Genomic DNA, 24,684 nt, shown 5'->3' with positions numbered 1-24,684 from the left:
GCCAGGATCTACCAGTGCTCAGCCTGTACCACGACGCCCGGACGCCGGTGCATACCGTGCCCGCCGGGGCGAAGCTGCTGGTGCTGGCTATTACCGGCACCGCGCTGTTCTTCGTGCCGTCGATCCTGTGGCTGGCGGTCGCGCTCGCGGTGGTGCTCGGGCTGTACACCCTCGCCGAGATTCCGTGGCGAACTACAAGCCGACAGGTATTGGGGCTCACACCTTTTCTGGTGTTGATCATCGGTGCGCAGTGGGTGTTCACCGGCTGGGAGAGCGCGGTGCTCGTGGGCGAGCGCATTCTCACGCTGGTGCTGCTGGCCAATCTGGTGACGCTGACCACGCGCACCACGGCCATGATCGACACCATCGAACGGGCACTCGGCCCATTGCGACCGCTCGGTGTGCGCCCCGAGCGTGTCGGCCTGCTGGTGGCCATGACCATTCGATTCATTCCGGTCATTCGCGAGCAGGCCGAGCTGGTTCGCGATGCGCAGCGTGCCAGAGGCATCGAGCGCAGCACGGTCTTTCTCATCCCCCTGTTGATCAGAACCCTGCGGATGGCGGATGGCGTCGGTGAGGCGCTCGATGCCCGCGGGCTCGACTGAATCCACTCACCAGCACACACCTGGCAAGCGCTACTGAGGGTGCCCTTAGGATTCCGGGGTGCGTAGTAGGGATTTGGCGCAGATCGCGCTGTTCGCGGCAATCATGGTCGTGCTCGGGTTCTTCCCGTTGATTCAGTTGCCGGGCGCGTTCGCGCCGTTCACCTCGCAGACGCTGGGCGTGATCCTCGCCGGATCGATCCTCGGCGCCAAGCGGGGAGCGCTCGCGATTCTGCTGTTCGATGTGCTGGTGTTCGTCGGGCTGCCGGTGCTGCCGGGCGGGCGCGGCGGGCTGTCGGTGATCATGGGGCCGACGGGCGGGTTCGTCATCGCCTATCCGATCGGCGCACTGGTGATCGGACTGCTCACCGAGCGGCTGTGGCGGCACTACAACCTGCCCATCGCGATCGCGATCAACTTCCTCGGCGGCGCGCTGGTGCTGTACGCCATCGGCATTCCCTGGATGGCGACGGCGGCGCACATCTCCCTCGGCAAGGCGATCACCACCTCGGTGGCGTTCCTGCCCGGTGATGTCGTGAAGGTCGTGGTCGGGTCGCTCGCAGCGGTCGCGGTGCGCAAGGCCTATCCGCTGATTCCGGCGCGCGCATGATCGAACTCGAGGCGGTCTCGCACCGGTTCGCCGAGCGCGAGGTGCTGCGGGACATCGACCTGACGCTGACCGAGGATCGGATCGCCGTCATCGGTGCGAACGGGTCGGGCAAGTCGACCTTCGCGCGGCTGCTCAATGGGTTGCAGGTGCCCACGGACGGGCACGTGAAGGTCGACGGCCTCGATACGCGTAAGCAGGGCAAGGCCGTTCGGCGCGCAGTCGGGTTCGTCTTCCAGGACCCGGATGTGCAGATTGTCATGCCGACGGTCGGCGAGGATGTGGCTTTCGGGCTGAAACACCACGGGCTCAGCAAGTCCGAAGCCGCCGAGCGCACCACGGAGGTGCTCGCGGAATTCGGCCTCTCCGAATACAGGGACCATCCGGCACACCTGCTCAGCGGCGGTCAGAAGCAGCTGCTGGCGATTGCCGCGGTCCTGGCGGTCAAGCCGAAGTACATGATCTTCGACGAACCGACCACCCTGTTGGATCTGCGCAACAAGCGCCGCATCACCCGCCTGCTGCACGAACTCCCGCAACAGCTCGTCGTCATCTCCCACGACCTGGACCTGCTCACCGATTTCGATCGCGTCCTCGTCATAGACCACGGCCGCATAGTCGCCGACGGCACCCCCGACAAGAGCATCGGCCACTACCTGGCACTGCACGAGGACTGAAACCTATTCGGTCCGCCCGAAATACGTCCGCCGCTGCTGATCATTGAGCCGATGCCCCGGCTTGGCATTGAACGCCATCTCGACGCTGATCCGCGGAATCTGCCCGTGCACCGCCGTCACCCGATGCCGCGACAACCGTCCGGCATGCAGCACCAGCGTCCCCGGCACCGTCGGCAGCAGTCGCACACTGCGCCGCCGCCCGTCCCCGCGCTCCAGGAAACCCCTTGGCAGCGGCGTGTATTCGAAGATCCCGCCCTGCTCCGGCGCGACGATCTGCAGTATCACGCTGTAGTCCGACAGCCCGAACTGCCAGTGCAACCCATCCCCCGCCGGCCGGATGTGCACCGTCACCGCCCCCAGTTCATCGGCCGACCGGTACACCAGCTCCCCCGCCACCCGGGAAACGAAGTCCAGCAGCGGTTCCCATCGATACAGCTGCTTCAACGGCCACGAATCCGGGATCCGATCCTGCGCCACCACCCGCTCGGCGGAGAACGGCCGCTCCTCCGGCACCTCGTCGGCACTGCCCACCAGCAGCGACGCCGCGATCTCGGTGAGGGCGTCCGGCCGCAGGAAGTCCGGGAACACCGCCACCCCGGTCTCGGCGAATTCGTTCTGCGCCAGCGTGATCACCTCGCGCAGCCGCGCCGCATCCCGGTGATCCAGCGGGTATCGATCGAGGTCGACAACGGTCTCCGCGAACCCGGCCGGCATGAGGCACCTCTGTCGTGTCAGGGAATCGCCGCGGCGACCCGTTCGAGACGGCTTTCGGTGTAGGAGGCGATCTGGTCGACCACCACCCGGACGCGTGCCGTGTCGTCGGCTGCAGTCTCCCAGCTCGGAGCCAGCATGCGGTCGAGGCCACGCGGGGCGGCCTCGAGCAGCCGATGGGCCACCAGCAGAATGCGTTCCCGCTGACCGGCCTGGCGCACCTGATGTATCGGATCGGAGAGGACATAGCGCAGCGCCATGGTCTTGAGCACCGCGACCTCGGCGGCCACGATGCGCGGGACCTCCAGATCGGCTGCGTAGCGGGCCAATTGGCGTCCGCCCCAGGCGGCACGGGTGGCCTCCACCGCGGCGGTGGCGAAACGGCCGACCAGATCGCTGGTGAGGCGTTTCAAGGCGACCGAGGATGCCAGGGAGCCGTCGTAGTCGGCGGCGGCGATCACGACGGGTAGCTCGGACAGGCGTTGCGCGGCGGCGCACAGCTCATCCTTGGACAGTGCACGGTTCTGGGCCGCACCCAGTTCGGCCAGCGCGGACTGCTCCACCGGATCGGCCAGGGCGCGCAGGTCGATGCGGCCGGCGATGACGCCGTCCTCCACATCGTGCACCGAGTAGGCGACATCGTCGGCCCAGTCCATGATCTGAGATTCCAGGCATTGGCGGCGTTCGGGCGCGCCCTTGCGGACCCAGGCCAGGCGGTCCATGTCCACGTCGTAGGCGCCGAATTTGGAGCCGGAACCCGTTCGGCCCCACGGGTATTTGATGACGGCGTCGAGGGCGGCGCGGGTGAGGTTGAGTCCGCAGCTCTGGCCCTGGTCGTCGAAGACCTTGGGTTCCAGGCGGGTCAGGATGCGCAGGTTCTGCGCATTGCCCTCGAATCCGCCGTGCGCGTCGGCGAATTGGTCCAGGGCCTTCTCGCCATTGTGGCCGTACGGCGGATGCCCGATATCGTGCGCGAGCCCGGCCAGATCCACCAGGTCCGGATCGCAACCCAGGCCGTCGGCGATGCTGCGGCCGATCTGCGCGACCTCCAGCGAATGCGTCAACCGCGTGCGCGGGGTGTCGCCGTCGCGCGGGCCCATGACCTGCGTCTTGTCCGCGAGCCGGCGCAGGGCCGCGGAATGCAGCACCCTTGCCCGGTCCCGCGCGTACTCACTGCGCCGCGCGGGCGTGGGCGACCAGCTCAGACCGGCGGTGCGATCGGTTTCGGGCACCAGCCGCTCCCGGTCGTGGCCGTTGTAGACCCGGTCGTAGTCGATGCGCGCGTCCATGGCTCACTGTTCCGCGGTGTATTTGAAATCGGACGAATAGTGCGTGAGCTGATACCAGAGCAGGGCGAAGGTCTCCCGGAAGATGCCGTGCGCCTGCGATTCCCGCGTGTAGACGGCCGGGCCGGTGCGGGTGGGCGCCGTCCACGCCTGGAGCCCGGCGTCGCGGGCCATGGTGCGGGTGCGCAGGGAATGCCACGGATCGCTCACCAGCACCACCTTCGACTTACCGCGCGCCAGCAGCGCTTTGGAGACGGCCTCGACACTCTGCAGTGTGTCCGAACCGGTTTCCACCGCCAGGATCCGATCACCGGGCACGCCACGGGATTTCAGATAGTTCTTGCCCGAGGCGGCCTCGGTGTAATTGTCCCCCACCTGCTTGCCGCCCACGGTCACAATCAGCGGGGCGACGCCATTGGTGAACAGCTTGTAGCCCTGAGCCAGCCGCGCCTCGAACACCGAGGACGGGACACCGTCGTACTGCGCGGCGCCCAGCACCACGATGGCGTCGGCCGGCGACCAGTCGTCGATGCGGGCCACCTGCCACACCCGCACGGCGGTGCCGCCGACCAGCAGCGCGCTCATCACCAGCACGCCGGCCAGAATGCGGCGCGCCCAGCGCAGGGTGCCCGCGACGCAGCCGCCGCGGGGTTCGTCGTCGACCTCCGGAGTCATCCAGATCGGTTCCGGGGCGCGGGATCGGAGTTTCACCAACCGCGTCGCCGCCACTCGGGCAAGGAGGGGCGTTCGGCACCGAGGGTGGTGTCGTCACCGTGGCCGGGATAGACGACGGTGTCATCCGGATAGCGGCCGAACAGTTTCGACTCCACATCACCGAGCAGGGTGGTGAATTCCTCCGCGTCACCGGTCTTGCCCACACCACCCGGGAAAAGACTGTCGCCGGTGAAAAGGTGTGTGCGCCCGGCGCCGTCGGTCAGCGCGAGCGCGACCGAACCCGGGGTGTGGCCGCGCAGGTGGATGGCCTCGAGTTCGAGGTCGCCGATGCGCAGCTTGTCACCGTCCGCGAGTAGACGATCCGGCGGGACGGGTAGCGACTCGGCGTCGAGGGAGTGCGCGGCGGTGGGAATCTCGATGGCCGACAGCACGTCCTGCAGCGCCCACCAGTGATCCGGATGCCGGTGCGTGGTGACCAGCAGCTCGACCTTGCCGGGGGCCTCCTGGCCGAGCAGGCCGATGATGCGCTCGGCCTCGTTGGCGGCATCGATGAGCAGCGCGGCGCCGGTGTTCGCGCACTGCACCAGGTAGGTGTTGTTGTCCATTTGGCCGACGGACATTTTCACGATGCGCGCGCCCGGGACCGCCAACTGCTGCGGGTTGGAACCGGGAGCGACATGACCCGTGTACGGGGAATCGATCGTGATCACGTCCCCGATCGTAGTCATGGCCGCCGACACGGGTGGCGGGAAGAAAGCCCTCGCACCCCCTGTGGCGGATAGATTCGGTGCATGCCGCCCAGGATGCCGCTGTCGAAGCCGCTTTCGCTGATCGTGACCGGCTTCCTGCTGACGCTCGCACTCTTCGGCGCGGTCGCGCCGGTGAACGCGGAGGAGCCGTTGCGGCTGCCGACCTACGTCACCGATGAGGCGCGGGTGCTCAGCGGCGGGCAGACGGCGGAATTGCAGGGCGCGATCGACTCGCTGTACGAGCAGGATCGGACACGGCTGTGGGTCGTGTATGTCCGGAATTTCACGGGGATGGATGCCCAGGCGTGGGGCGAGCGGACCGCACAGCTGTCCGGATTCAAGGATCGGGATCTGCTGCTGTCGGTGGCGGTGGACGATCGGGCGTACGCGTTCAATGGCGATCTGCCGAACGGAGTCACCGACAAGGAACTGGATCGGCTGCTCGAGGACAAGGTGGAGCCGCAGCTGCGGTCCGGGAACTGGGCGGGAGCCGGGCTGGCTACGGCAAACGGGTTGTCGGAGGCCATGAGTGAGTCCGGGAGTAGCGGGCCGAGCTTCCTGGTCCTGCTGGTGATCGCTCTGCTCGTGGTGCTGGCGGTGGTGGCGGTGGTGCTGTGGTCGCGCGGGCGCAGGGGGCGGCGGGCGCGGGCCGAGGTGGACGCCGCGCGCAAGATCGATCCCACCGACGCCAAGGCGCTGGAAGCATTGCCGCTGCATGCCCTCGACGCGCGGTCGAAAGAGATTCTGGTCGACGCGGACAATGCGATTCGCACCAGCGGTGAGGAATTGCGGCTGGCCACAGACGAATTCGGGGCGACGGCGACGGCACCGTTCACCGCGGCGTTGGAGGCTGCGAAAAACGCTCTCGCCAAGGCGTTTTCGATTCGCCAGCAGCTCGATGACGACATTCCCGAGACGCCGGATCAGCAGCGCGCCCTGCTGGTCGAGCTGATCGGCACCTGTGGCCGCGCAGATCGCGAACTCGACGCCCGGGTGGCCGAATTCGATGCCATGCGGAACCTGCTCATCAACGCCGGGGACCGGCTCGACGCGCTGACCCGCGACATCGTGGATCTGACCGCCCGGGTGCCCGAATCGGAAGCCACACTCGCACAACTGATGAGCGCGCAGCCCGCCTCGGTCATGGCACCCGTCCGCGACAACGTGGGCATGGCCAAGGAGCGAATCGCCTTCGCGGAGCGAAGTATCGACAGCGGCCGCACCGCCGTCGCCAAACCCGTCGGACAGCAGGGCGCGGCCGTGGCCGCCATTCGCGCCGCCGAATCGGCCGTGGACGCGGCGCGGACACTGTTGAACGCCGTGGACACCGCCGCCACCGATATCGAGCAGGCGCGCGCCGGATTGCCCGGCATGATCGAGGAGCTGCGCCGCGACCTCGCCACCGCCGCCACCCTCACCGAGCACGGCGGCACCGAACTGTCCACCGCCGCCACTGCCGCCCGCACCGCCCTCGACTCCGCGGTCGCCACCGGAGACACCAACCCGCTGGGCACATTCCAGCAGGCGGTAGCCGCCGACACCGCGCTCGACCAGGCCATCGCCGCCGCCACCGACCGCAAGACCGAGGCGGACGAACAACGCCGCCGCCTCGACCAGGCCCTCACCGCCGCCCGCAGCCAAATCAACGCCGCCTCCGATTTCATCAGCACCCGACGCGGCGGCGTGGACGCCGAACCCCGCACCCGCCTGGCCGAAGCCCAGCGCAATCTCGAACAGGCCCAACAACTCTCGACCACCGACCCCGCCCAGGCCCTCACCTGCGCCCAGCGCGCCACCGAACTGGGCACCCGAGCCCTGCACACCGCCCAAGCCAGCGTCCAGCAATGGCAGGCCATGCAATCCACCCCCGCCTCCAACTCCCAAACCGGCGCCATCCTCGGCGGCATCCTCATCGACGGCATGCTCCGCGGCATGGGCGGCGGATACCGCGGCGGCAGCGGCGGATTCGGCGGAGGCGGCAGCTACGGCCCCGGCTCCTTCGGCGGCTCCGACGGCTCCCGCCGCATCAGCCGAGGCGGCCGCTTCTAACCCGCCATCGGTCACAGCCAGCCGAGGCGTTCGGCGGTGCGGACGGCTTCGGCGCGGGTTTTGGTGCCGGTTTTGCCGATGGCGGCGGAGAGGTGGTTGCGGACTGTGCCTTCGGAGAGGTGGAGGTGTTGGGCTATGGCTGCGGCGGGGGCGCCGTCGGCTGCGGCGGCCAGGACTTCGCGTTCTCGGGTGGTGAGGGGGGAGGTTCCGGTGGTGAGGGTTTCGGTGGCCAGGGCGGGGTCTACTACGCGCAGGCCCATGTGGACTCGGCGGACGGCGTCGGCGAGTTCGCGGGCGGGGGTGTCCTTTACTACGAAACCGCTTGCGCCGGCGTCTATTGCGCGGCGGAGGTAGCCGGGACGGCCGAAGGTGGTGACCATGAGGATGCGGACTTCGGGGTGGGCGGCGTGGAGTTGGGCGGCGGCTTGGATGCCGTCGAGGCCGGGCATTTCGACGTCGAGGAGGGCCACGTCGGGGGTGGTGCGTTCGACGGCGGGGAGGACCTCGTCGCCGCGGGCGACCTCTGCTACCACCTCCAGGTCGGGCTCGAGGCCGAGGAGGGCGGCCAGGGCGCCGCGGACCAGCGCCTGGTCGTCGGCCAGCAGCAGTTTGATCACCATGTCTCCCTACGGGTTCGGATGCGGTCGGTCGGGGCGCGGGTCATGACTGGTGTGCGGTGTGCTCGGGAAAGCTTGCCAGCAGGCGCAATCCGCCTTCGGGGCGGTTGGCCAGGCTGAGGGCGCCGCCAGCGGAGCGGACGCGTTCGCGCAGACCTGTCAGGCCGGAGCCGGAATCGGAGCTCTCACGCAAACCTGTTCCGTCATCGGTGATTTCGATGCTGACCGGGGTGACTCGCACCGTGCAGTGGCGGGCTTCGCTGTGGCGCACGATATTGGTGACGGCCTCACGCAGCACCCAGCCGAACAGGACGGCGCGCTCGTGCGGGATGCCGTCGGGGACGGGCAGGTCGGCCTCGATTCCCGCGGCGCGCAAGGCGGTTCGCGCATTCGCCAGTTCACCCACCAGCGACATTTCGCGCAGGCCGCCGACGGTGCTGCGCACTCCGGCCAGCGCCTCGCGGGCCAGGCGCTCGATATCGGCGAGCTCGGTGCGGGCGCGATCCGGGTCCAGGTCGATGAGCCGTTGCGCCAGTTCGGTTTTCACGGTGATGACGGTCAGCGAATGACCGAGGATGTCGTGCACGTCGCGCGCCACCCGATTGCGTTCCTCGATGATGTCCATTTCGGCGCGCTGCCGCTGGGCCGCCACCCGCAGGCGCTGACCGCGCAGGCCGACCTCCCGGCCGAGCCACACCACCAGGGGAATGAAGGCCAGGTAGAACGGCGGGCCGTCGTCCCAGGCCACGGTCGCCGACAGGGCCAGCATGCCGAGCACGACCAGGATCACCGCCGCACCGCCCGCCCGGCTCGGCAGCACGAGCACGGCGATCACACCCACATAGATGGCGGTCACGACGGCGATATTGCCCAGCAGCGCGACCATGACCAGGCACAGCGCCGTCATGACCGCCAGCAGCAGCCAGGCTCGGGCGATGGGCGGCGCGACCCGGTCCGTCTCCTCCGGATTCGGCTGCCGGAACACGAGGAAGGCCAGCACGATCAGACCGCCGAATACCAGCACGGTGACCGCCGAGAGCCCGGCCCGCAGCTGCTCGCCGCGCACCCACTGCCGGTGCACCGGGCCGATCAGGAAGACCAGCCACAGCCCGGACATCAGTCCGCTGAACAGGCCGCTGCGTATCCGGCTCGGCGAGCGGGACACGTCCGCACCGGCAACCCCGCGAAGCACACGAGTCACCTTGTCCGGAATCGCGGCGAGGACGGAACTCATCCGCCTTCCTTTCTCCTGTTCACGACTGCGGACGCTACCGGACCCGCGACGCGCCCGAGCTTTCCAGGGCAGCGGCAGCGGACCAGTGTTCCCCGCATCCCTCTACTGTCGGCGCGCGCGAGCCCTCGCGCCTCGGCCGAGCGTCACGACCCGACCATGACAGATGTCATGGCCGGGACATCCCAGCGTGCTTTCAGCCGGAATGACAGGGAAGGGCCGAATTCAGGGCATGACCGTCAGACCGTGACGGTGACGGCGTGGAAGCCGCCGGGGCCCTGCGGGAACGGCGGGCGGACCGCACCGTCCTGCACCTCACCCGACCGGCCGGTGACGCGGGCCTGCACGGTGTGCGCGCCCGGCGGCAGGTCCACGACGGTGCGCCAGCGCCGCCAGGCCGCCGGGGCCAGTTCCGCACCCAATTCGACCGGAAGCCAATCGGTTTCGTCGATGCGGATCTCGACTGCGGCCACGCCCTGCGGTGGGGCCCAGGCCACTCCGGCGATGGTGCACTTGCCGGAGCCGGAGCCGCCCGTCGAGGCGACGTCGATGCGCGCTTGCGGTCGCACCCACAGGGTTTCGCTGGGCCAGCCGCGCTTCCACCAGTAGTCGACGTGCGAGTCGTCGGAGAGTTCCAGCTCGGCCAGCCATTTCGCGCCGGAGTACTGGCCGTAGATGCCGGGGACGAAAACCCTTGCCGGGAAGCCGTGTTCGGGCGGCAGCGGTTCACCGTTCATGCCGATGACGAGGTAGCCGGGCCATTCGCCGGTGCGCAGCGGTTCCAGGGGCAGGGAGATGGTGTAGCCGTCGACGGCGCGGGTCACCAGGCGGGTGGCGCCCTGCTCCGGCATGGCGTGTTCGAGGAGCGAGGTGAGCGGGACGCCGAACCAGCGGGCGTTGCCGGCGCGTCCGGAACCGGCGGTGTTGTGCACGCACACCATGACGGCATCGAATTCGACGGCCTGCTCGGCCAGATCGCGCAGTGACAGCCGCAGCGGGTGCGCGACCTGACCGCGGATGGACAGCCGCCAGTGGTCGGGGTCGATGCGGGGCGGGCGCGAATTCACGTCCGCCACATAGAATTTGCCCGCGGGGGTGATGAGCGGCGCGAGGCCGGGCTCGGTGCCGAAGCCGTCCTCGGGGGTTGGGACGCCCGAACCCATCGGGCCGACGCGGCGGGAGCGTTCGCGGTGCAGGCGGTCGTCGCGGCGCACCAGGGTTTCGGCGGCGGCCAGCAGTCCGGTGCCTGCGGCCGCCCAGAGCAGACTCGCGCCGAGGCCCGGCGGGGTGCGGCGGAGTCCGGCGCGGAGTACGCCCGCGGCGGCGAGGCCACCCAGCGCGCTCGCCACCGACCGATTGGTTCCGCGCAGTGCGGTGGCCACGGCTCCCGCACCGAACGCGGCAATGGCGGGCTGCCGCAGCCGCTCCGGCAGCGCCGCGATACCGGCCGTGGCCGCCGCGGACCCGAGCACCACACCCAGCCGGGCCATCTCCTTGTCATGCTCGCCCGCCGACGCCACGGCCGCCTCGACCACCGGCACCGGCACCGTATCGGCCAGCAACCGCCCGGCCCCGTCGATCAGCGAACCGCCCCGCGCCGCCGCGATCAATTCCCCGGCGCCCAGCGCCCCCAACCCGACCGCCGCTGCTCCCAGCACCCGGCCCTTCCCATTAACCGACACGTGCCGAACCTTCCCTCTACGCCGCATTCCACGCCCCATTCTTCCCCAGCGCAGCTGTGCCTCAGCGGGATTCGCGGCAGCTGCCCGGATCTGGCCTATCGGCGCAGATAAGCGTCGACAATGGGACCTATCACAGCGAGGGATTCGGGGGCGATGAGCCGGTTGTGGCCGAACGGAATCGCCTGCTCGTGCACGGTTCCGGCAATGTAGGGCCGCCAGGTCGCGAGATTCGGGGTCGGGTCGAGATTGCCCGAGGCGGTGAAGAACAGCAGGTCACCGTCGAACACCTCGGGCCGGTGCGCGGAGATCTGCCGCAGCAGATGGCGCAGATCGCTGTAGAAGTGCTCCAATTCGGTGACGGTGAACGAGATGCCGGCCGCCTCCAGCAGTTCCGCGGCCTGCGCCGGTGTGACCTCGGCCAGCTCGGGCGGGACATCGATGCCGCCGAACTCGGCCAGCAGCACCGCCAGCGGCGGAATCGCGCTGTCGTCGGCGATTTCGACGTCGGCGCGGGCATCCATCATGATCAGCGACGGCACCTGTTCGCCGCGGCGGCGCAATTCCACCGCCATGGCGTGCGCGATGGGTCCGCCCGCGGAGTAGCCGAGCAGGTGATACGGGCCGTGTGGTTGCACGCGGCGAATCTCCTCGACGTAGCGGACCGCGAGCTCGCGGACGGTGCGATCGGCGGTGCCGCCGTCCACCACGCCCGGCGACTGCAAGCCGTACACCGGATGCGCGCGATCGACGTACTGCACCAATCCCGCATAGCACCAGGCCAATCCGATGGCCGGGTGGACGCAGAACAGGGCCGGGCCCGAGCCCGCCGGGCGCATGGGCAGCAGGACGCGCATGGACGGCTCGACATCCGGTTGCGCGGCGGCCTCGGTGAGCCGGCGGGCCAGGGCGGCGGGCGTCGGATCGAGGAACATCGACTGTAATTGCAGCGGGATGCCGGTGTCCTCGCGCACCCGGGTGACCAGGCGGACGGCGGCCATGGAGTTGCCGCCGAGTTCGAAGAAGTTGTCGTCCAGGCCGATTCGCGGGAGTTCGAGGACGGTTTCGAAGGCTTTGGTGAGCAGCCGTTCGGTGTCCGTGCGCGGGGCGCGGTAGACGCGCGGGGCGGGTTCGGTGCGCGGCTCCACCCCTGATGGCCACTCGTCGTGAGGGTTCATGGCGAGTGCGGGCACGGGCCCCGTCGCGGTCGGCACGGCCACATCGCCCACCACGGCATCGGGGGTCTCGGTGACCACGGCCAGCAGCGCGGCGAACCCGTCCGCCATGGCCTGTGCGGTGGAGCGATCGAACAGATCGGTGGCGAAGGTCAGGACGGCGGTGATCCCGGCGGGTTCGCCGGCGGGGCCGAACTGTTCGGCCAGCATCCATTCGAGGTCGAACTTGGATCCGGGTGCGGGTGCGTCGACGGGGCGAATCTCCAAGTCCGGCAGGCTGACCGGCTGCAATGGCAGGTTCTGGAAGGCCAGCAGCACCTGGAACAGCGGATGGTGCGCGGTGGAGCGCACCGGTGCGAGCGCCTCGACCAGCCGCTCGAAGGGCAGGTCCAGATTGCCGTAGACGGCGAGGTCCGCGTGGCGCACGGCATCGAGGGTGGCGGCGAAATCCGCGTGCGCGTCGATGCGGGTGCGCAGGACCACCGTGTTCACGAACATGCCGACGAGGTCGTCGAATTCGCCGTCGCCGCGACCGGCGACCACCGAACCGATGGCAATGTCCGCGCGGCCGGACAGGCGGGCCAGCAGTACCGCGAGAGCGGCGTGGACGACCATGAACGGGCTGGCGCCGTGGGAGCGTGCCAAGACCTGGAGACGGTCGTGAACCGTTGCGGGGATGGTGAATTCGATGCGATCGCCGGTGCCGGTGGGGGTCGCCGGGCGGGGGTGGTCGGTCGGAAGGGCATGCAGTTCCGGCAGTCCCGTCAGATTGGCTCGCCAGAAGTCCAGCTGACGATGGGCGAGGCCGGTGGAATCGTCTTCGGCTCCGAGCAATTCGCGCTGCCAGAGCGCATAGTCCGCATATTGCAGCGGGAGCGGCGTCCACTCCGGCAGTGTGTTCGCGGCGCGGGCGGCGAAGGCGTACAGGACGTCTCGGGCCAGGGGCGCCATGGACCAGCCGTCGGCGGCGATGTGGTGCACCGCCATCGCGAGGATGGTGCGTTGCGGGCCGACCCGCACAATGCAGACGCGCAGCGGGGTTTCGCGGGTGATGTCGAAACCCCGGGACAGCTGCGCGGTCAGCTCCGTGGCGACTTCCGCAGCGTTGGAATCGATCTCGGCGACCGGGGTCAGTCCGTCCCGGGCCTCGAGGATGCGCTGACAGGGCACGCCGTCCGGCCCGATCGGATACACCGTGCGCAGCGTCTCGTGCCGGGCCACCACATCGTCGATGGCCGCGCGCAGGGCCGTGATGTCCAGCGTCCCTGCGATTTCGAACGCACCCGGAATGTTGTAGACCGGCGAACCGGGATCGTAGCGGTTCAGGAACCACATGCGCTGCTGGGCCGCCGACAGCGGAATGCGTTCGGGCCGTGGACGCCGACCCGGCCGGGGCCGGTCGGCCAGCTCCCCGGAGCCGATGAGCTGTGCGAGCTCGGCCACCGTGGGCGCGTCGAACAGCGCCCGCACCGGCACGGCTGTCTCCAATGCTGCGCCCAGGCGCGCCACCACCCGGGTGGCGATCAGCGAATTGCCGCCCAGCGCAAAGAAATCGTCATCGCGCCAAACCTGCTCGATCTCGAGGACCTCGGCGAATGCGGCCGCCACCGCCTGCTCCACCGGACCGTCGGGAGCCGCGTGCTTCCCCTCGATCGGCTGCGGCGCGGGCAGCGCCTCGCGATCGAGTTTGCCATTGGCCGTGCGTGGGAGATCCACCAGAGCAATGATCGCAGAGGGCACCATGTAGGACGGGAGCTTTCGCGCGACCGCCCGCTTCAGCTGTCCCGGTCCGATCTCCGCATCGGGTGCAGCGACCACGTACGCGACGAGCATGCCGCCGCGGCCGTCCTCGTGAATGAGGGCGGCGGCGCGGGCGACCGCGGGCTCGGCGGTCAGCGCCGCTTCGATATCGCCGAGTTCGATCCGCAGGCCGCGCAGCTTCACCTGATTGTCGGTGCGGCCCAGATACTCCAGATCCCCGTGCCGCCGCCGCACCAGGTCACCGGTGCGATACATGCGCTGTCCCGGCTGCCCGTACAGATCGGGGACGAATCGTGCGGCAGTCAGATCGGTTCGGCCGTAATAGCCGCGCGCCAGGGCGATTCCGGACAGATAGAGCTCACCGGCGACGCCGTCCGGCACCGGCCGCAACCGGTCGTCGAGCACCAGCGCCCGCATGCCCGGCGCGGGCGTGCCGATGGTGATGGCGTCGCCCGGCGCCAGAGCGGCACTGCCGGTGGCCCATACGGTCGTCTCGGTGGGCCCGTAGTCGTTGAAGTGCAGGCGACCGGGTGCGGCCCACGCGGCGACCAGTTCCGGCGGGCAGGGCTCGCCGCCATTGATGATCATTCGCAGGTCGCCCAGGCCGGTCGGATCGACGGTGGCGAGCGCGGACGGCGTCAAGGCGATGTGCGAGACCCGCTCCCGGGCAAGCAGATCCCCGAGATCCGGACCGGCGAACACGGTCGGCGGGGCAACCACGAGCGTGGCTGCGGCACCGACGGCCATCACGAGCTCGAGCACCGAAGCGTCGAAACTCGGTGAAGCGACCTGCAGTACCCGGGACTCACGCGTGAGGCGATTCCGTTCACGTTGTGCCACAGCCAGATTGGCAAGGCCCGCATGGGTGACCACGACGCCCTTCGGCGCTCCGGTCGAGCCGGAGGTGAATATGACGTAGGCCGGGTTCTCCGGGTGCGCCGCCACCGGCATCCAGGTGTCGACCTCGGCCGTATCCGGGCGCGGCGGGTTGTCGCCAGCGTCGTCGACGCACCACCAATCGACATCGTCGGGCAGGCGGTCCCGGTGCGCTGCCACGGTCAAACCGGTTCGCACGCCGGATACTTCGACGATGCGGGCAATGCGGTCGAGCGGATAGGCGGGGTCGACCGGGACGAAGGCCGCACCGGTTCGCGCCACTGCCCAGACGGCCAGTATCGACTCGATCGAGCGTGGAATGCCCACGGCTACCAGAGTTTCCGGACGGGCACCGGCTGCCGACAGCCGACGGGCGAGCCGTGCGGCCCGTGCGTCGAGTTCTCGATAGGTGAGGCGACGGTCGCCGCACGTCACGGCCACGCCCTCCGGGTTGGCCGCCACCGCGTCGGCCATCAGGTCGGCGAGGGTTCGCGCCGTGGCGGCGGACGGGTTCGCCCACTGCAGCATGCTGCGCTCTGCCGCTGTCAGAAGATCGATATCTCCAACCGCACACGGCTTTTCGATCGGGTCAGCGCTTGCCCGCTGCGAGCCTTCGGTCGCCGCCGCCAACACCTTCGTCAGCCGATCGGTGAAGGCGGCGATGGTCGGCGCGTCGAACAGGTCGGTGGCGTAGGCGCAGCGCAGCTCCAGCCCGTCACCGTCGGCGATGATCGTCACGCTGAGGTCGAAGCGGGTATTGGTTTGCGGCAGATCCAGTGGGGCGACGGTGAGTTCGGGCAGGCGCAGTTCGGGCAGGGTGAGGTTCTGGAAGACCAGCATCACCTGCACGAGCGGGTGCCTGGCCGCCGAGCGGGCCGGGGACAGTTCGTCGACCAGACGCTCGAAGGGGACGTCGGCGTGCTCGAAGGCGGCCAGGTCGATATCGCGAACCCGATCCAGGAGTTCGCCGAAGGCTTCGGCCGGGCGAATGCCGGTGCGCAACACCAGCGTATTGACGAACATGCCGACCAGGTCGTCGAGATCGCGGTGCCCGCGGCCGGCCACCGGCGTGCCGACCACCACGTCCGCACTGCCCGTCAGACGGGCCAATAGTGCGGCCAGGGCGGCGTGTACGACCATGAACGGGGTGGCCCGGTGATTTCGGGCCGTGCGGTCGATCGCGGCCGTCAGCGCGGCGTCCAAGCGGGTGACGTGCTCGGCGGCACTGTGCGAGGCGCGGGCCGGGCGCGGGCGATCGGTGGGGAGTTCCAGATGATCGGGCAGCTCCGCCAATGTGCGCGACCAGTATTCGAGCTGCCGCGACAGCAACGACGCGGGGTCGGTCTCCTGGCCGAGCCGGGCCAGCTGCCACAACGTGTAGTCGGCGTACTGCACCGGCAGCGGATCCCAGACCGGCAGGCGGCCCGCCGCCCGAACGGCGTAGGCCGCGGCCACATCCCGGGTCAGCGGTGCCATGGAGAAGCCGTCGGTGGCGATGTGGTGGGCGACCAGGACGATGACATGCTCGGTCTCGGCGAGCCGGAACAGCCGCAGCCGCAGGGGAACTCCGGCGGTCACGTCGAATCCCGTGCTGACGGTCTCGGCCACCCGCGCGGGCACCTCATCGGCGGTCACCATGATCGGGTCCAGATCCAGGGGCACTTCGGCTGCGGTGAGCACCCGCTGTCCGCCGATGCCGTCCGTATCCGGATAGACGGTGCGCAGTGTCTCGTGCCGCGCGAGCACGTCCAGCAGCGCGGCGCGCAGGGCCCCGGGGTCCAGCTCGCCCGAAAGTCGCAGTGCCACCGGCACGTTGTAGGCCGGAGAGCCGGGATCGTAGCGGTTGACGAACCACATGCGCTGCTGTGCCGGGGACAGCGGCACCGGGTCCGGACGCGACTGCGGGGCCAGCGCGGGCTCCGCCGTGCTCGTCGCGGATTCGGTGAGCCGCACCGCGAGATCCGCCACGGTGGGCGCTTCGAACAGCAGTCGCACCGGCACGGTCGTGTCCAGCGCCGCACCCAGCCGGGCAGCCACCCGGGTGGCGATGAGCGAATCACCGCCGAGGGCGAAGAAATCGTCGCGGGCGCCGACCCGCTCGTGCCCCAGCACCTCGGCGAACGTCGCCGCCACCAGAATTTCCGCGCCGACCGGTGCGCGGTACTCCGCCTGCGCCACTTCGGGTTCCGGCAGGGCGCGCAGGTCGATCTTGCCGGTGCGGGTGCGCGGCAGTTCGGCCAGCACCTGAATGCTCGACGGCACCAGGTACCGGGGCAGGCGGGCGGTGACCCACGCCGTCAGCTGCTCGGCACGGCCGGAATACTCCGCAGCGAGAGTGACATACGAGCACAGGGCCATTGCGCCGGTACGCGTCCGGTGCGCGACCGTCACCGCGGATTCCACCGACGGGTGCGCCAGCAGGGCCGCATCCACTTCGCCCGGCTCGACTCGAATTCCGCGCACTTTCACCTGGAAGTCGCTGCGGCCGGCGTACTCGAATCCGGTTGCGGTGCAGCGCATGAGATCGCCGGTACGGTACATCCGGGCACCCGGCAGATACGGATCGGCCACGAACCGGCTCGCGGAAAGCGCTGGGCGACCGGCATATCCGCGAGCCAAGCCGGTACCGCGCACATACAGCTCACCGATGGCTCCCACCGGAACCGGACGCAGCCAATCGTCCAGCACCAGCAGGGTGGCCCCGGGAATCGGAGAACCGATGGCGGCCACGGTATCCGGTGTCATGGGATCGCTGTAGCTGACCGCGATGGTGGTCTCCGCGGGCCCGTAGGAGTTGAGCAGCATCCGGCCCGAGGCCATCCGCGTGATGAGCGCGGGCGGGCAGGACTCGCCACCGGTGACGATCGTCCCGACCCCAGCCAGATCATCCGTGTCCAGGGTGGCGAGCACTGTCGGCGTGCACACCAGATGTGTCGCAGCACCCGCCGCGATGGCAGCGGCCAGTTCCGCCCCGGCATTGGCGTCCGGTGCGGCGAGCACCAGCGTCCCGCCCGCCGTGAATGTGGACAGCCACACCAGGATCGCCGCGTCGAAAGCCGGATTGAGGCAGTGCAGCACCCGCGACCCGCTGTCGATCCGGCATCGATCCGCGGTGGCCAGCGCCATATTCGCCAATCCGGCATGGGTGACGGTGACGCCCTTCGGTGTGCCGGTCGACCCCGAGGTGAACACCACATACGCCGCGTGCTCGGACCGCAGCGGCGCCGTCCGCTCCGCATCGGTGATGGCTGCCGCCGCCGACTCACGAACCTGGGCAACGGTTTCCGGATCGTCCAGCGACAGCCACGACACCTCCTCGGGTAGATCGGCCGACAGCGTGGAGACGGTGATGCCGAGCGTGGCACCGCATTCCGCCGCCATGACGGCGGTACGCGCGGCCGGTTGCGCAATATCCACGGGCACGAAGGCGGCACCCGTCTTCGCCACCGCCCACATCGCCACCATGGATTCGCCACAGCGCGGCAAGGCCACGAGCACGGCCCGCTCGGGGCCTGCACCGGCACGAATCAACAGGCGGGCCAGCCGATTCGACAGGCGATCGAGTTCGGCGTACGGCACGTCCGCCGCAGCATCCGGGGTGGACGGGTACTCGTCCTCCAGTGCGCACCTGCCGGGAAGACCGGCAACCCACGTCGCACCCGCGATGGCGGTGTGCTCGCCGGGGCCGATGACTGTCAGGAGCTCCGGGAGAAGGCGAGCGGGATGTCCCCGGTCACCATGGCGGATCGCGGGTGAAACGCCCGGGTCCGCGCTCAGCAGGCGGCTGACCCGGCGCTGTGGATCCTCGGTGAGCGCCGTCAGCAGGCTCGCCAGGGATGCCGCGATCGTATCCGCTTGTGCCGCATCGAAATAGCGTGGCGATCGAGTGAGCTCGAGCCGCAGTCCGCCGGTGGCGTAGGCCGCCAGTGACAGCGGGTAGTGGGTGCCGTCGTGGCCCTCGATGCCGGTGACGGTCAGGCGCGCCTGCCGGGTCGCCTCTCTGAGCGAGCCGGCGTCGACCGGATACGACTCGAAGACGGTCGCCGTGTCGAACAGCGGCCCCAGCCCGGTGCGCGCATGAATCTCGTCCAGCCCGAGGAACTGATGCTCGGCCAGCTCCGCTTGCTCGCGCTGTACCCGAGTCAGCAACTCCCCCACCGATTCCCGGGGATCGAGGGCGATCCGCACCGGCACGGTGTTCACCAGCATTCCCACCATGCGCTCGGCCCCTGCCAGCTCCGGTGGCCGCCCGGAAACCGTCGCACCGAACACGATATCGGCCAGTCCGGTCCGCTCCCCCAGCGTCAGCGCCCACGCGACCTGCATGATCGTATTCAGCGTCACCTGGCATTCGGCCGCCGTCGCCCGCAGCCGCTCGACCATCCCGTCCGCCAGCGGAACAGCGTGGGCCACAGGAGTAGTCGCCGCTTCGGCACGCGGAGCCACCGGCGCGACGAGCGTCGGTCCGGCCAGCCCGGCCAGCGCCCGAGCCCACGCGGCGCGCGCCCGATCACCGTCCTGCTCGGCCAGCCACTCCAGATACCGCCGGAACGGCACCGGCGGCGCGAAACCACCGGAATCCCCATCCGTTTCGTACAGCCCGATGAGCTCCGCGAACAGCAGCGGCATCGACCATCCATCCAGGATCAGATGATGGTTGGTGATGACGATCCGGAATCGGCTCTCTCCCAGCGCGAGACAGAGAATACGCAGCAGCGGAGGCCGCTCGATCGCGAACGGAGTCCGCAACTCCGCCGCCGCGATCTCGTCGAGCTCGACCGCCGAGATACCGCGGACCTCCCGATAAGCACAGGGCACCTCCACCTGAGCCGAGATCACCTGCACCGCGCGATCTCCCGACTGCACGAATCCGGTCCGGAGCACCTCATGCCGCCGCACCAGCGCCGCCGCAGCGCTCCGCAACCGCCCGAACTCGAGCTCACCCTCCACCTCGATGACCGCCTGCACCGAATACCCGTCCGGCCCGCCCTCGGCCAGCTGCGCCTGGAACAACAGCCCCCGTTGCAAGGGCGTCAATGGGAGCACATCGTCCAGCCGCCCGTAATCCCGCTCCCACGAGTCGATTTCCTGCTGCGTAGTCCGCAACAGCGGTAGATCCCCGGGGGTGAAGCCACCCGCCTCGACCGTGCCGAGATGCGCGGCGATCTCGCTGACAGCCGAAACCCATTCCCCGGCAAGCTCTTCCACCTGCGCCGCGTCGATCGCCCCCGAAGCGAACTGCCAGACGGCCCGAATCCGCACGCCCTGCTCGGACTCCAGAGCCACCGCGTCCACCGAAACCACCGCGGCCAGTGGCATATCCGGATCCGCATGCCCCCCGAGCCGGTCCGCCATCGACACCGGCATCCACTCGGCCTCGGCCGCGACCTCCGGCACCGCCCCCAGATAGTTGAATCCCAGCTGCGGCTCAGGCAATTCCGCCAGCTCGGCCGCCGTCGCCGCATTCGAGTATCGCAGCAATCCGAAGCCGATCCCGCCGTGCGGCACCGCTCGCAGCTGCTCCTTCACGATCTTCAAGGCTCTGGCCACCGCGTTGTTTCGCGGTGACCGCACCGGGGAGTCCGCCGGCTCGTCGCCCAGCCATGAACCCGAGACAGCCTCGTCCGCAACAGGTCCCAGCCGCACCGGAACCGGCGCCGTGAACCAGCCGACCGTCCGCGACAGGTCCGCCCCGGCCACGACCGCTTCCTCCCGGCCGTGCCGTTCTATCGTGACCAGCGTTTCTCCGATGCCCGCGCCCATCCGAGGCTCGGGCAGCACCGTCGTACGACGGTCGGGCACACCGGCCGCATCGGCGGCGCTCCCGTTGTGCCCCTGTGCCACGCGCCGACGGGCCAGTGCCAGCGTGAGCGCGGCGAGCAGTGCGTCCTCGACCCCGCACCGATAAGCGGCCGCAATCCGCCCGGTCAGGGTGGCCGACACGTCGGCGGGCACCTCCACCGTGACCCGGCCCGCTGTCCGGTGCGTATCCACCGCAGTGTCCAACCGCCTCCGCCCCAGCAGGGCATCCGGCAGCAAAGTCTCACGCCAGTACGGCATCTCGCTCAGCGGCCAGCTCTGCGCGGCGCGCCTCGCACCGTCGTCCTTCGTGGCGTTCGCACTCGCCGACTCCGGGGGATTGGCCAGCGCGTCGAGCGCGTGTGCCCAGGTGCGAACAGAGGTACCGGTTTCCGGCAGGGCGGGTGTCGCTCCGGTGGAGATCTGCGTCCAGGCCGTCATGAGGTCGGGAAGCAGGATGCGCCACGAGACGGCGTCGCAGGCGAGATGGTGTACGGCGATGAGGAGCCGTCCCGGCCGCGCCGACCCGAAGTCCAGCCAGGTCATAGCGGCCATCCGCCCGGCGTGCGGGTCGAGCCGCCCGACCGCCGCGGCGAGCTCCCCGTCCAGGTTCCGGTCGTCCACGCCGGGAGCGGCACCATCGCCCAATCGGCCAGGCGCGCAATCGATTCGGGTGAGCAGGGCGGCGGCGTCCACGCTGTGCGGGGGCGATACCTCCAGTTCGAGGCCGGTGTCCGTGCGCACGACGCGAGCGCGAAGCATGTCGTGGCGATCCAGGAGTGCTTGGACAGCGCGTTGCAGGGCGTCGTGTTCGATGCCGGCGGGGAGGCTGACCACCATGGATTGAGCGAAATGCGCCCAGCCGGGACGGGCGAGCAGCCACGCGGCTACGGGAGTGAGGGGCACGCGGCCGATGCCGCCGCCGGGAAGTTCCGGGAGTCGTTCCGGACGATCCTCGCAACGAGTTACGACAGCGGCGAGGGCTGCCGGGGTGCGGTGTTCGAAAACTTCGCGGGCGGAGAAGATCACGCCGTCGGCTCGGGCTCGGGAGACCAGGGTGATGGCCATGATCGAGTCGCCGCCCAGGGCGAAGAACGATGTGTCGGGGAAGATTTCGGGGACGCCGAGGATGTCGGCGAAGAGGGCGCAGAGGTAGCGCTCCGTCTCCGTGGTTGCTTCGCGATGCGGAACCGGCTGGGCGAGTGCGGGTTCCGGCAGGGCACGGCGGTCCACCTTGCCGTTGGCGGTGAGCGGGAGCGCGCCCAGGACGGTGACCGTGGCGGGCACCATGTACGGCGGCAGGCGGTGGGTGGCGTGGTCGAGGAGTTCGGCTTCGCTCACGGACGCACCCGCGTGCGGCACCACGTAGGCGGCCAGGACGGTGCCGCCGCTGGGCGCCGGCCGGGCCACCGTGACCGCGATCTCCACGGCGGCATGGGCATTCAAGACCGCGTCGATCTCGCCGAGTTCGATGCGCATGCCGCGCAGTTTCACCTGGAAGTCGCCGCGGCCCACGTACTCCAGGACGCCGTCGCCGGTCCAGCGCACCAGATCGCCGGTGCGGTACATGCGGCTGCCGGGCTCACCCCAGGGGGCGGGGACGAAGCGCTCCGCGGAAAGGCCGGGTCTGCCGACGTAACCCCGCGCCACCCCGGGGCCCGTCACATACAGTTCGCCGGAGACGCCGATCGGGACCGGCCGTAACCACCTGTCCAGCACCAGCATTCCCGCGCCGGGCACCGGATCGCCGATACCCGCGTTCTCCCCCGGTACCAGGCCCTTCGTATAGGTGACCGCGACCGTGGTCTCGCTGGGACCGTACGAGTTCACCAGATCCCGCCCGATTCCGAAGCGCGCCACCGTATCCGGCGGGCAGGGCTCGCCGCCCGTGGACACCACCCGCACCCCGTCGAGCGCATCCGGCTCCAAGGTGGCGAGCACGGCCGGCGTCGAGCACACCTGGGTGATCCCGTATTCCCGCACCAGCCCGGCCAGTTCCGCACCCACCACCGGATCCGACTCGGCCACGACCAGTGTCGCGCCCGCCGCGAAGGCTTGCAGCCACTCCAGCACGGCCGCATCGAAACTCGGGTTCAGGCATTGCAGCACCCGGCTGCCCGGCTCGGTCCGGTACGCCCGCACGATCGCGGCGGCCAACCCTGACAACCCGGTGTGGCTCACCACCACACCTTTGGGCACCCCGGTGGATCCGGAGGTGAAGACCATGTACGCCGGATTCGCGGGCCGCGCCTTCCCGTACAACTCGCTGGAATCCAGTGGCGCGAAAGCCGGCCCGACCGGGCCGGACAGCTCGAGCCCCGCCGCACCCGGCACCGCATCATCCACCGCGATCCACCGCACCGAATCCGGCAGGCTCGCAATGTCTTCCGCGAATGCGAACCCGACACCCGCGCCGCACTCCTCCGCGATTCGCGCAACCCGTTCGGCGGGCATACCGGTCCCCACCGGCACGAAGGCGGCCCCGGTCTTGGCCACCGCCCACAATGCGACCACACCCTCCAGCGAGCGCGGAAGGGCCAGCAGCACTGCGGATTCCGGTCCGACGGCTGCCGCTGCTTCAGTGTGCGCACCGCGCCGCGCCGCCGCCGGGTCTCCACCCCACCGGCCCTGCTCCGTAGCCCCGCCCGGCACGCCGTGAAGCAGAGCTCGCGCCAAACGATTCGACAACGCGTCCAGTTGTCCGTAGGTCACTTCGCGTGTGCCCGCGACCACCGCCACCGCGTCCCGCCCGGCACGCCGGATACCCGCGGCGAAGATCTCCGGCAGCAGTCGCGGCGGCGGGGCGCTGGGCCCATGCGACCCGGCGAGCAGCGGTTTCTCTTCGGGCGTGCAGTATTCCAGCGCGCTCACCGGCGTCGCCGCGTCCGCCGCCAGCAGGGATTCCAGCACCGCGAGGAAACGCCGATGATGCCGGGACAGCGAATCCTCGTCGTACAGCCGGGGATTCGCGGCGAAGTCGACATGAATCGGCGCATCCGACCCGTGCTGGTAGAAGTTCACGAACAGATCGTCGATCGGTCCCGAGGTGACCACGTGCAGGCTGGATTCCACACCGGCGAAGTCGAGTCCGGTGGGGAACAGCATGATATTCACGACCGGCCCGACAATGCCCCGGCCGAATTCCGGCTGGTGTTCCACCGTGTCCGAGCCCGCGCCGCCCATGTCCTCGTACCGGAACCGCTGATGCCGCAGGGCTCCCGAGGCCGCCACCCGCACGGCGTCCACCACATCCCCGACGCGCCCGTCCCGCGTCACCCGCAGGCGCAGCGGCACCACATTGGCGATATTGCCGCCCGAGCGCCGCAGCACGGCCGTGGTGCGTCCGGAGACGGCCAGACTCAACACCACGTCGTCGGTGGCGGTGAGACGGGCGTAATAGAGCGCCAGGGCCGCCATCACCAGGGTGGCGGGACTGGTGCCGAAGCGGCGCGCGGAATCATCCAGCAGCGCCGCAGTCGAATCGTCCAGCTGTGCGCGCGCCTCCCGGGCCAGGGCGCATGCGGGCGCGGTGGCCGAGACCAGGCTGCACCGCTGCGGCATGCCGTCGGTGATCTCCCGCCAGTACCGCTGGTCGCTGACATAACGACTCGACTCCCGGTAGGCCAGTTCGGCCTCGTGCACCTCCAGTAGGGCAGCTGCGGTGGCGGGCGGTGCGGGTTCTCCGCGGACGGCGGCGTTGTAGAGCTCCGCGATGCGATAGATCATCGTCGCCGAGCCGAACCCGTCGAGCACGACGTGGTGAACCCGCGAGTAGCAGAGGTGATGCTGCTCCCCCACCCGGATCACGGCCGAGACGGTAGTCCGCCCGCCGAGCAGGTCGATGGGCGTCGCCACCTCGGCGCGCATCCATTCCAGGGCCGCCGCCACCGGGTCCGGCCGGTCGCTGAAGTCCAGAGTGTCCACGACCGGTTGCAGATTCGGATCGACCACCTGATACGGCCGGCCCTCGATCTCCGCCAAACGCAGGACGCCGGAACCGAATTCGCGCGCCGCGACGGCCCCCACCCGGCGCAGCGTGTCGATATCCAGCGGCCCGCGCATCTCGATGTACTGGGCCTCCGACAGCGGCACGCTCGGATCCAGTTGCTGCGCAAGCCACATCCCCAGCTGAGCCGGGGAGAGCGGGAAGACGGTGGCGGTCTGCTCCGCCGCGAGTTCGCGCGTCATGG

12 protein-coding genes are annotated in these 24,684 nt (G+C 69.7%); 4 read left to right on the top strand and 8 right to left on the bottom strand.

Features of this window, described 5'->3' with window-relative positions; genetic code table 11:
• Positions 1-14: 14 nt before the first annotated feature.
• Genes H0264_RS14455 through H0264_RS14445 form a run of 3 tightly spaced genes read left to right on the top strand, consistent with a single transcriptional unit; the run spans position 15 to position 1,886 of the window.
• Positions 15-605 (top strand): energy-coupling factor transporter transmembrane component T family protein, encoded by a 591-nt coding sequence (locus tag H0264_RS14455; RefSeq protein WP_181584435.1) that lies wholly within the window; start codon positions 15-17, stop codon positions 603-605.
• A gap of 58 nt (positions 606-663) precedes the next feature.
• Positions 664-1,212 (top strand): biotin transporter BioY, encoded by a 549-nt coding sequence (locus tag H0264_RS14450; protein ID WP_181584434.1) that lies wholly within the window; start codon positions 664-666, stop codon positions 1,210-1,212.
• The gene (locus H0264_RS14445; RefSeq protein WP_181584433.1) at positions 1,209-1,886 is read left to right on the top strand and encodes an energy-coupling factor ABC transporter ATP-binding protein; all 678 of its coding nucleotides are present in this window, start codon (positions 1,209-1,211) and stop codon (positions 1,884-1,886) included. The genes H0264_RS14450 and H0264_RS14445 overlap by 4 nt, the downstream gene beginning before the upstream one ends.
• A gap of 3 nt (positions 1,887-1,889) precedes the next feature.
• Here H0264_RS14445 and H0264_RS14440 read toward each other — a convergent pair whose 3' ends face one another.
• Genes H0264_RS14440 through H0264_RS14425 form a run of 4 tightly spaced genes read right to left on the bottom strand, consistent with a single transcriptional unit; the run spans position 1,890 to position 5,286 of the window.
• On the bottom strand, positions 1,890-2,600 hold the full coding sequence (locus tag H0264_RS14440) for a HalD/BesD family halogenase (RefSeq protein ID WP_181584432.1): 711 nt from the start codon (positions 2,598-2,600) through the stop codon (positions 1,890-1,892).
• Between the two features lie 17 nt (positions 2,601-2,617).
• Entirely contained in the window at positions 2,618-3,886 is a 1,269-nt protein-coding gene (locus H0264_RS14435; protein WP_181584431.1) for a deoxyguanosinetriphosphate triphosphohydrolase, read from the bottom strand.
• A gap of 3 nt (positions 3,887-3,889) precedes the next feature.
• Positions 3,890-4,558, bottom strand: coding sequence for a YdcF family protein (locus H0264_RS14430; RefSeq protein WP_181584430.1), 669 nt, complete (start codon positions 4,556-4,558; stop codon positions 3,890-3,892).
• A gap of 32 nt (positions 4,559-4,590) precedes the next feature.
• The gene (locus H0264_RS14425) at positions 4,591-5,286 is read right to left on the bottom strand and encodes an MBL fold metallo-hydrolase (RefSeq protein WP_181584429.1); all 696 of its coding nucleotides are present in this window, start codon (positions 5,284-5,286) and stop codon (positions 4,591-4,593) included.
• A 63-nt stretch (positions 5,287-5,349) separates the two neighbouring features.
• Here H0264_RS14425 and H0264_RS14420 point away from each other — a divergent pair, with 63 nt between their 5' ends.
• Complete coding sequence (locus H0264_RS14420; RefSeq protein WP_181584428.1) at positions 5,350-7,356, top strand: TPM domain-containing protein; 2,007 nt, start codon at positions 5,350-5,352, stop codon at positions 7,354-7,356.
• A gap of 11 nt (positions 7,357-7,367) precedes the next feature.
• Here the strand turns inward: H0264_RS14420 and H0264_RS14415 are convergent, their stop codons facing one another.
• The 4 genes from H0264_RS14415 to H0264_RS14400 all read right to left on the bottom strand — a co-directional run bounded on the left by H0264_RS14415 (position 7,368) and on the right by H0264_RS14400 (position 24,682).
• A complete protein-coding gene (locus tag H0264_RS14415) occupies positions 7,368-7,976 on the bottom strand; it encodes a response regulator transcription factor (RefSeq protein WP_181584427.1) in 609 nt (202 codons plus the stop codon).
• A gap of 40 nt (positions 7,977-8,016) precedes the next feature.
• Positions 8,017-9,207 (bottom strand): sensor histidine kinase, encoded by a 1,191-nt coding sequence (locus tag H0264_RS14410; protein WP_181584426.1) that lies wholly within the window; start codon positions 9,205-9,207, stop codon positions 8,017-8,019.
• A gap of 236 nt (positions 9,208-9,443) precedes the next feature.
• Complete coding sequence (locus tag H0264_RS14405) at positions 9,444-10,886, bottom strand: molybdopterin-dependent oxidoreductase (protein ID WP_181584425.1); 1,443 nt, start codon at positions 10,884-10,886, stop codon at positions 9,444-9,446.
• 95 nt (positions 10,887-10,981) lie between these two features.
• Entirely contained in the window at positions 10,982-24,682 is a 13,701-nt protein-coding gene (locus H0264_RS14400; protein WP_181584424.1) for a non-ribosomal peptide synthetase, read from the bottom strand.
• Between the last annotated feature and the right edge of the window lie 2 nt (positions 24,683-24,684).

Source organism: Nocardia huaxiensis (assembly GCF_013744875.1).
In the GTDB taxonomy this organism is placed as follows: Bacteria; Actinomycetota; Actinomycetes; order Mycobacteriales; family Mycobacteriaceae; genus Nocardia; species Nocardia huaxiensis.
Note: the sequence above shows the minus strand (reverse complement) of the source record. Positions and strands in the feature narration are given on the sequence as shown.

Bases quoted from the DNA above. Each gene is read 5' to 3' on its own strand.
- H0264_RS14445 (WP_181584433.1), top strand. From the start codon at position 1,209: ATGATCGAACTCGAGGCGGTCTCGCACCGGTTCGCCGAGCGCGAGGTG.
- H0264_RS14440 (WP_181584432.1), bottom strand. From the start codon at position 2,600: ATGCCGGCCGGGTTCGCGGAGACCGTTGTCGACCTCGATCGATACCCG.
- H0264_RS14435 (WP_181584431.1), bottom strand. From the start codon at position 3,886: ATGGACGCGCGCATCGACTACGACCGGGTCTACAACGGCCACGACCGG.
- H0264_RS14430 (WP_181584430.1), bottom strand. From the start codon at position 4,558: ATGACTCCGGAGGTCGACGACGAACCCCGCGGCGGCTGCGTCGCGGGC.
- H0264_RS14425 (WP_181584429.1), bottom strand. From the start codon at position 5,286: ATGACTACGATCGGGGACGTGATCACGATCGATTCCCCGTACACGGGT.
- H0264_RS14420 (WP_181584428.1), top strand. From the start codon at position 5,350: ATGCCGCCCAGGATGCCGCTGTCGAAGCCGCTTTCGCTGATCGTGACC.
- H0264_RS14415 (WP_181584427.1), bottom strand. From the start codon at position 7,976: ATGGTGATCAAACTGCTGCTGGCCGACGACCAGGCGCTGGTCCGCGGC.
- H0264_RS14410 (WP_181584426.1), bottom strand. From the start codon at position 9,207: ATGAGTTCCGTCCTCGCCGCGATTCCGGACAAGGTGACTCGTGTGCTT.
- H0264_RS14400 (WP_181584424.1), bottom strand. From the start codon at position 24,682: ATGACGCGCGAACTCGCGGCGGAGCAGACCGCCACCGTCTTCCCGCTC.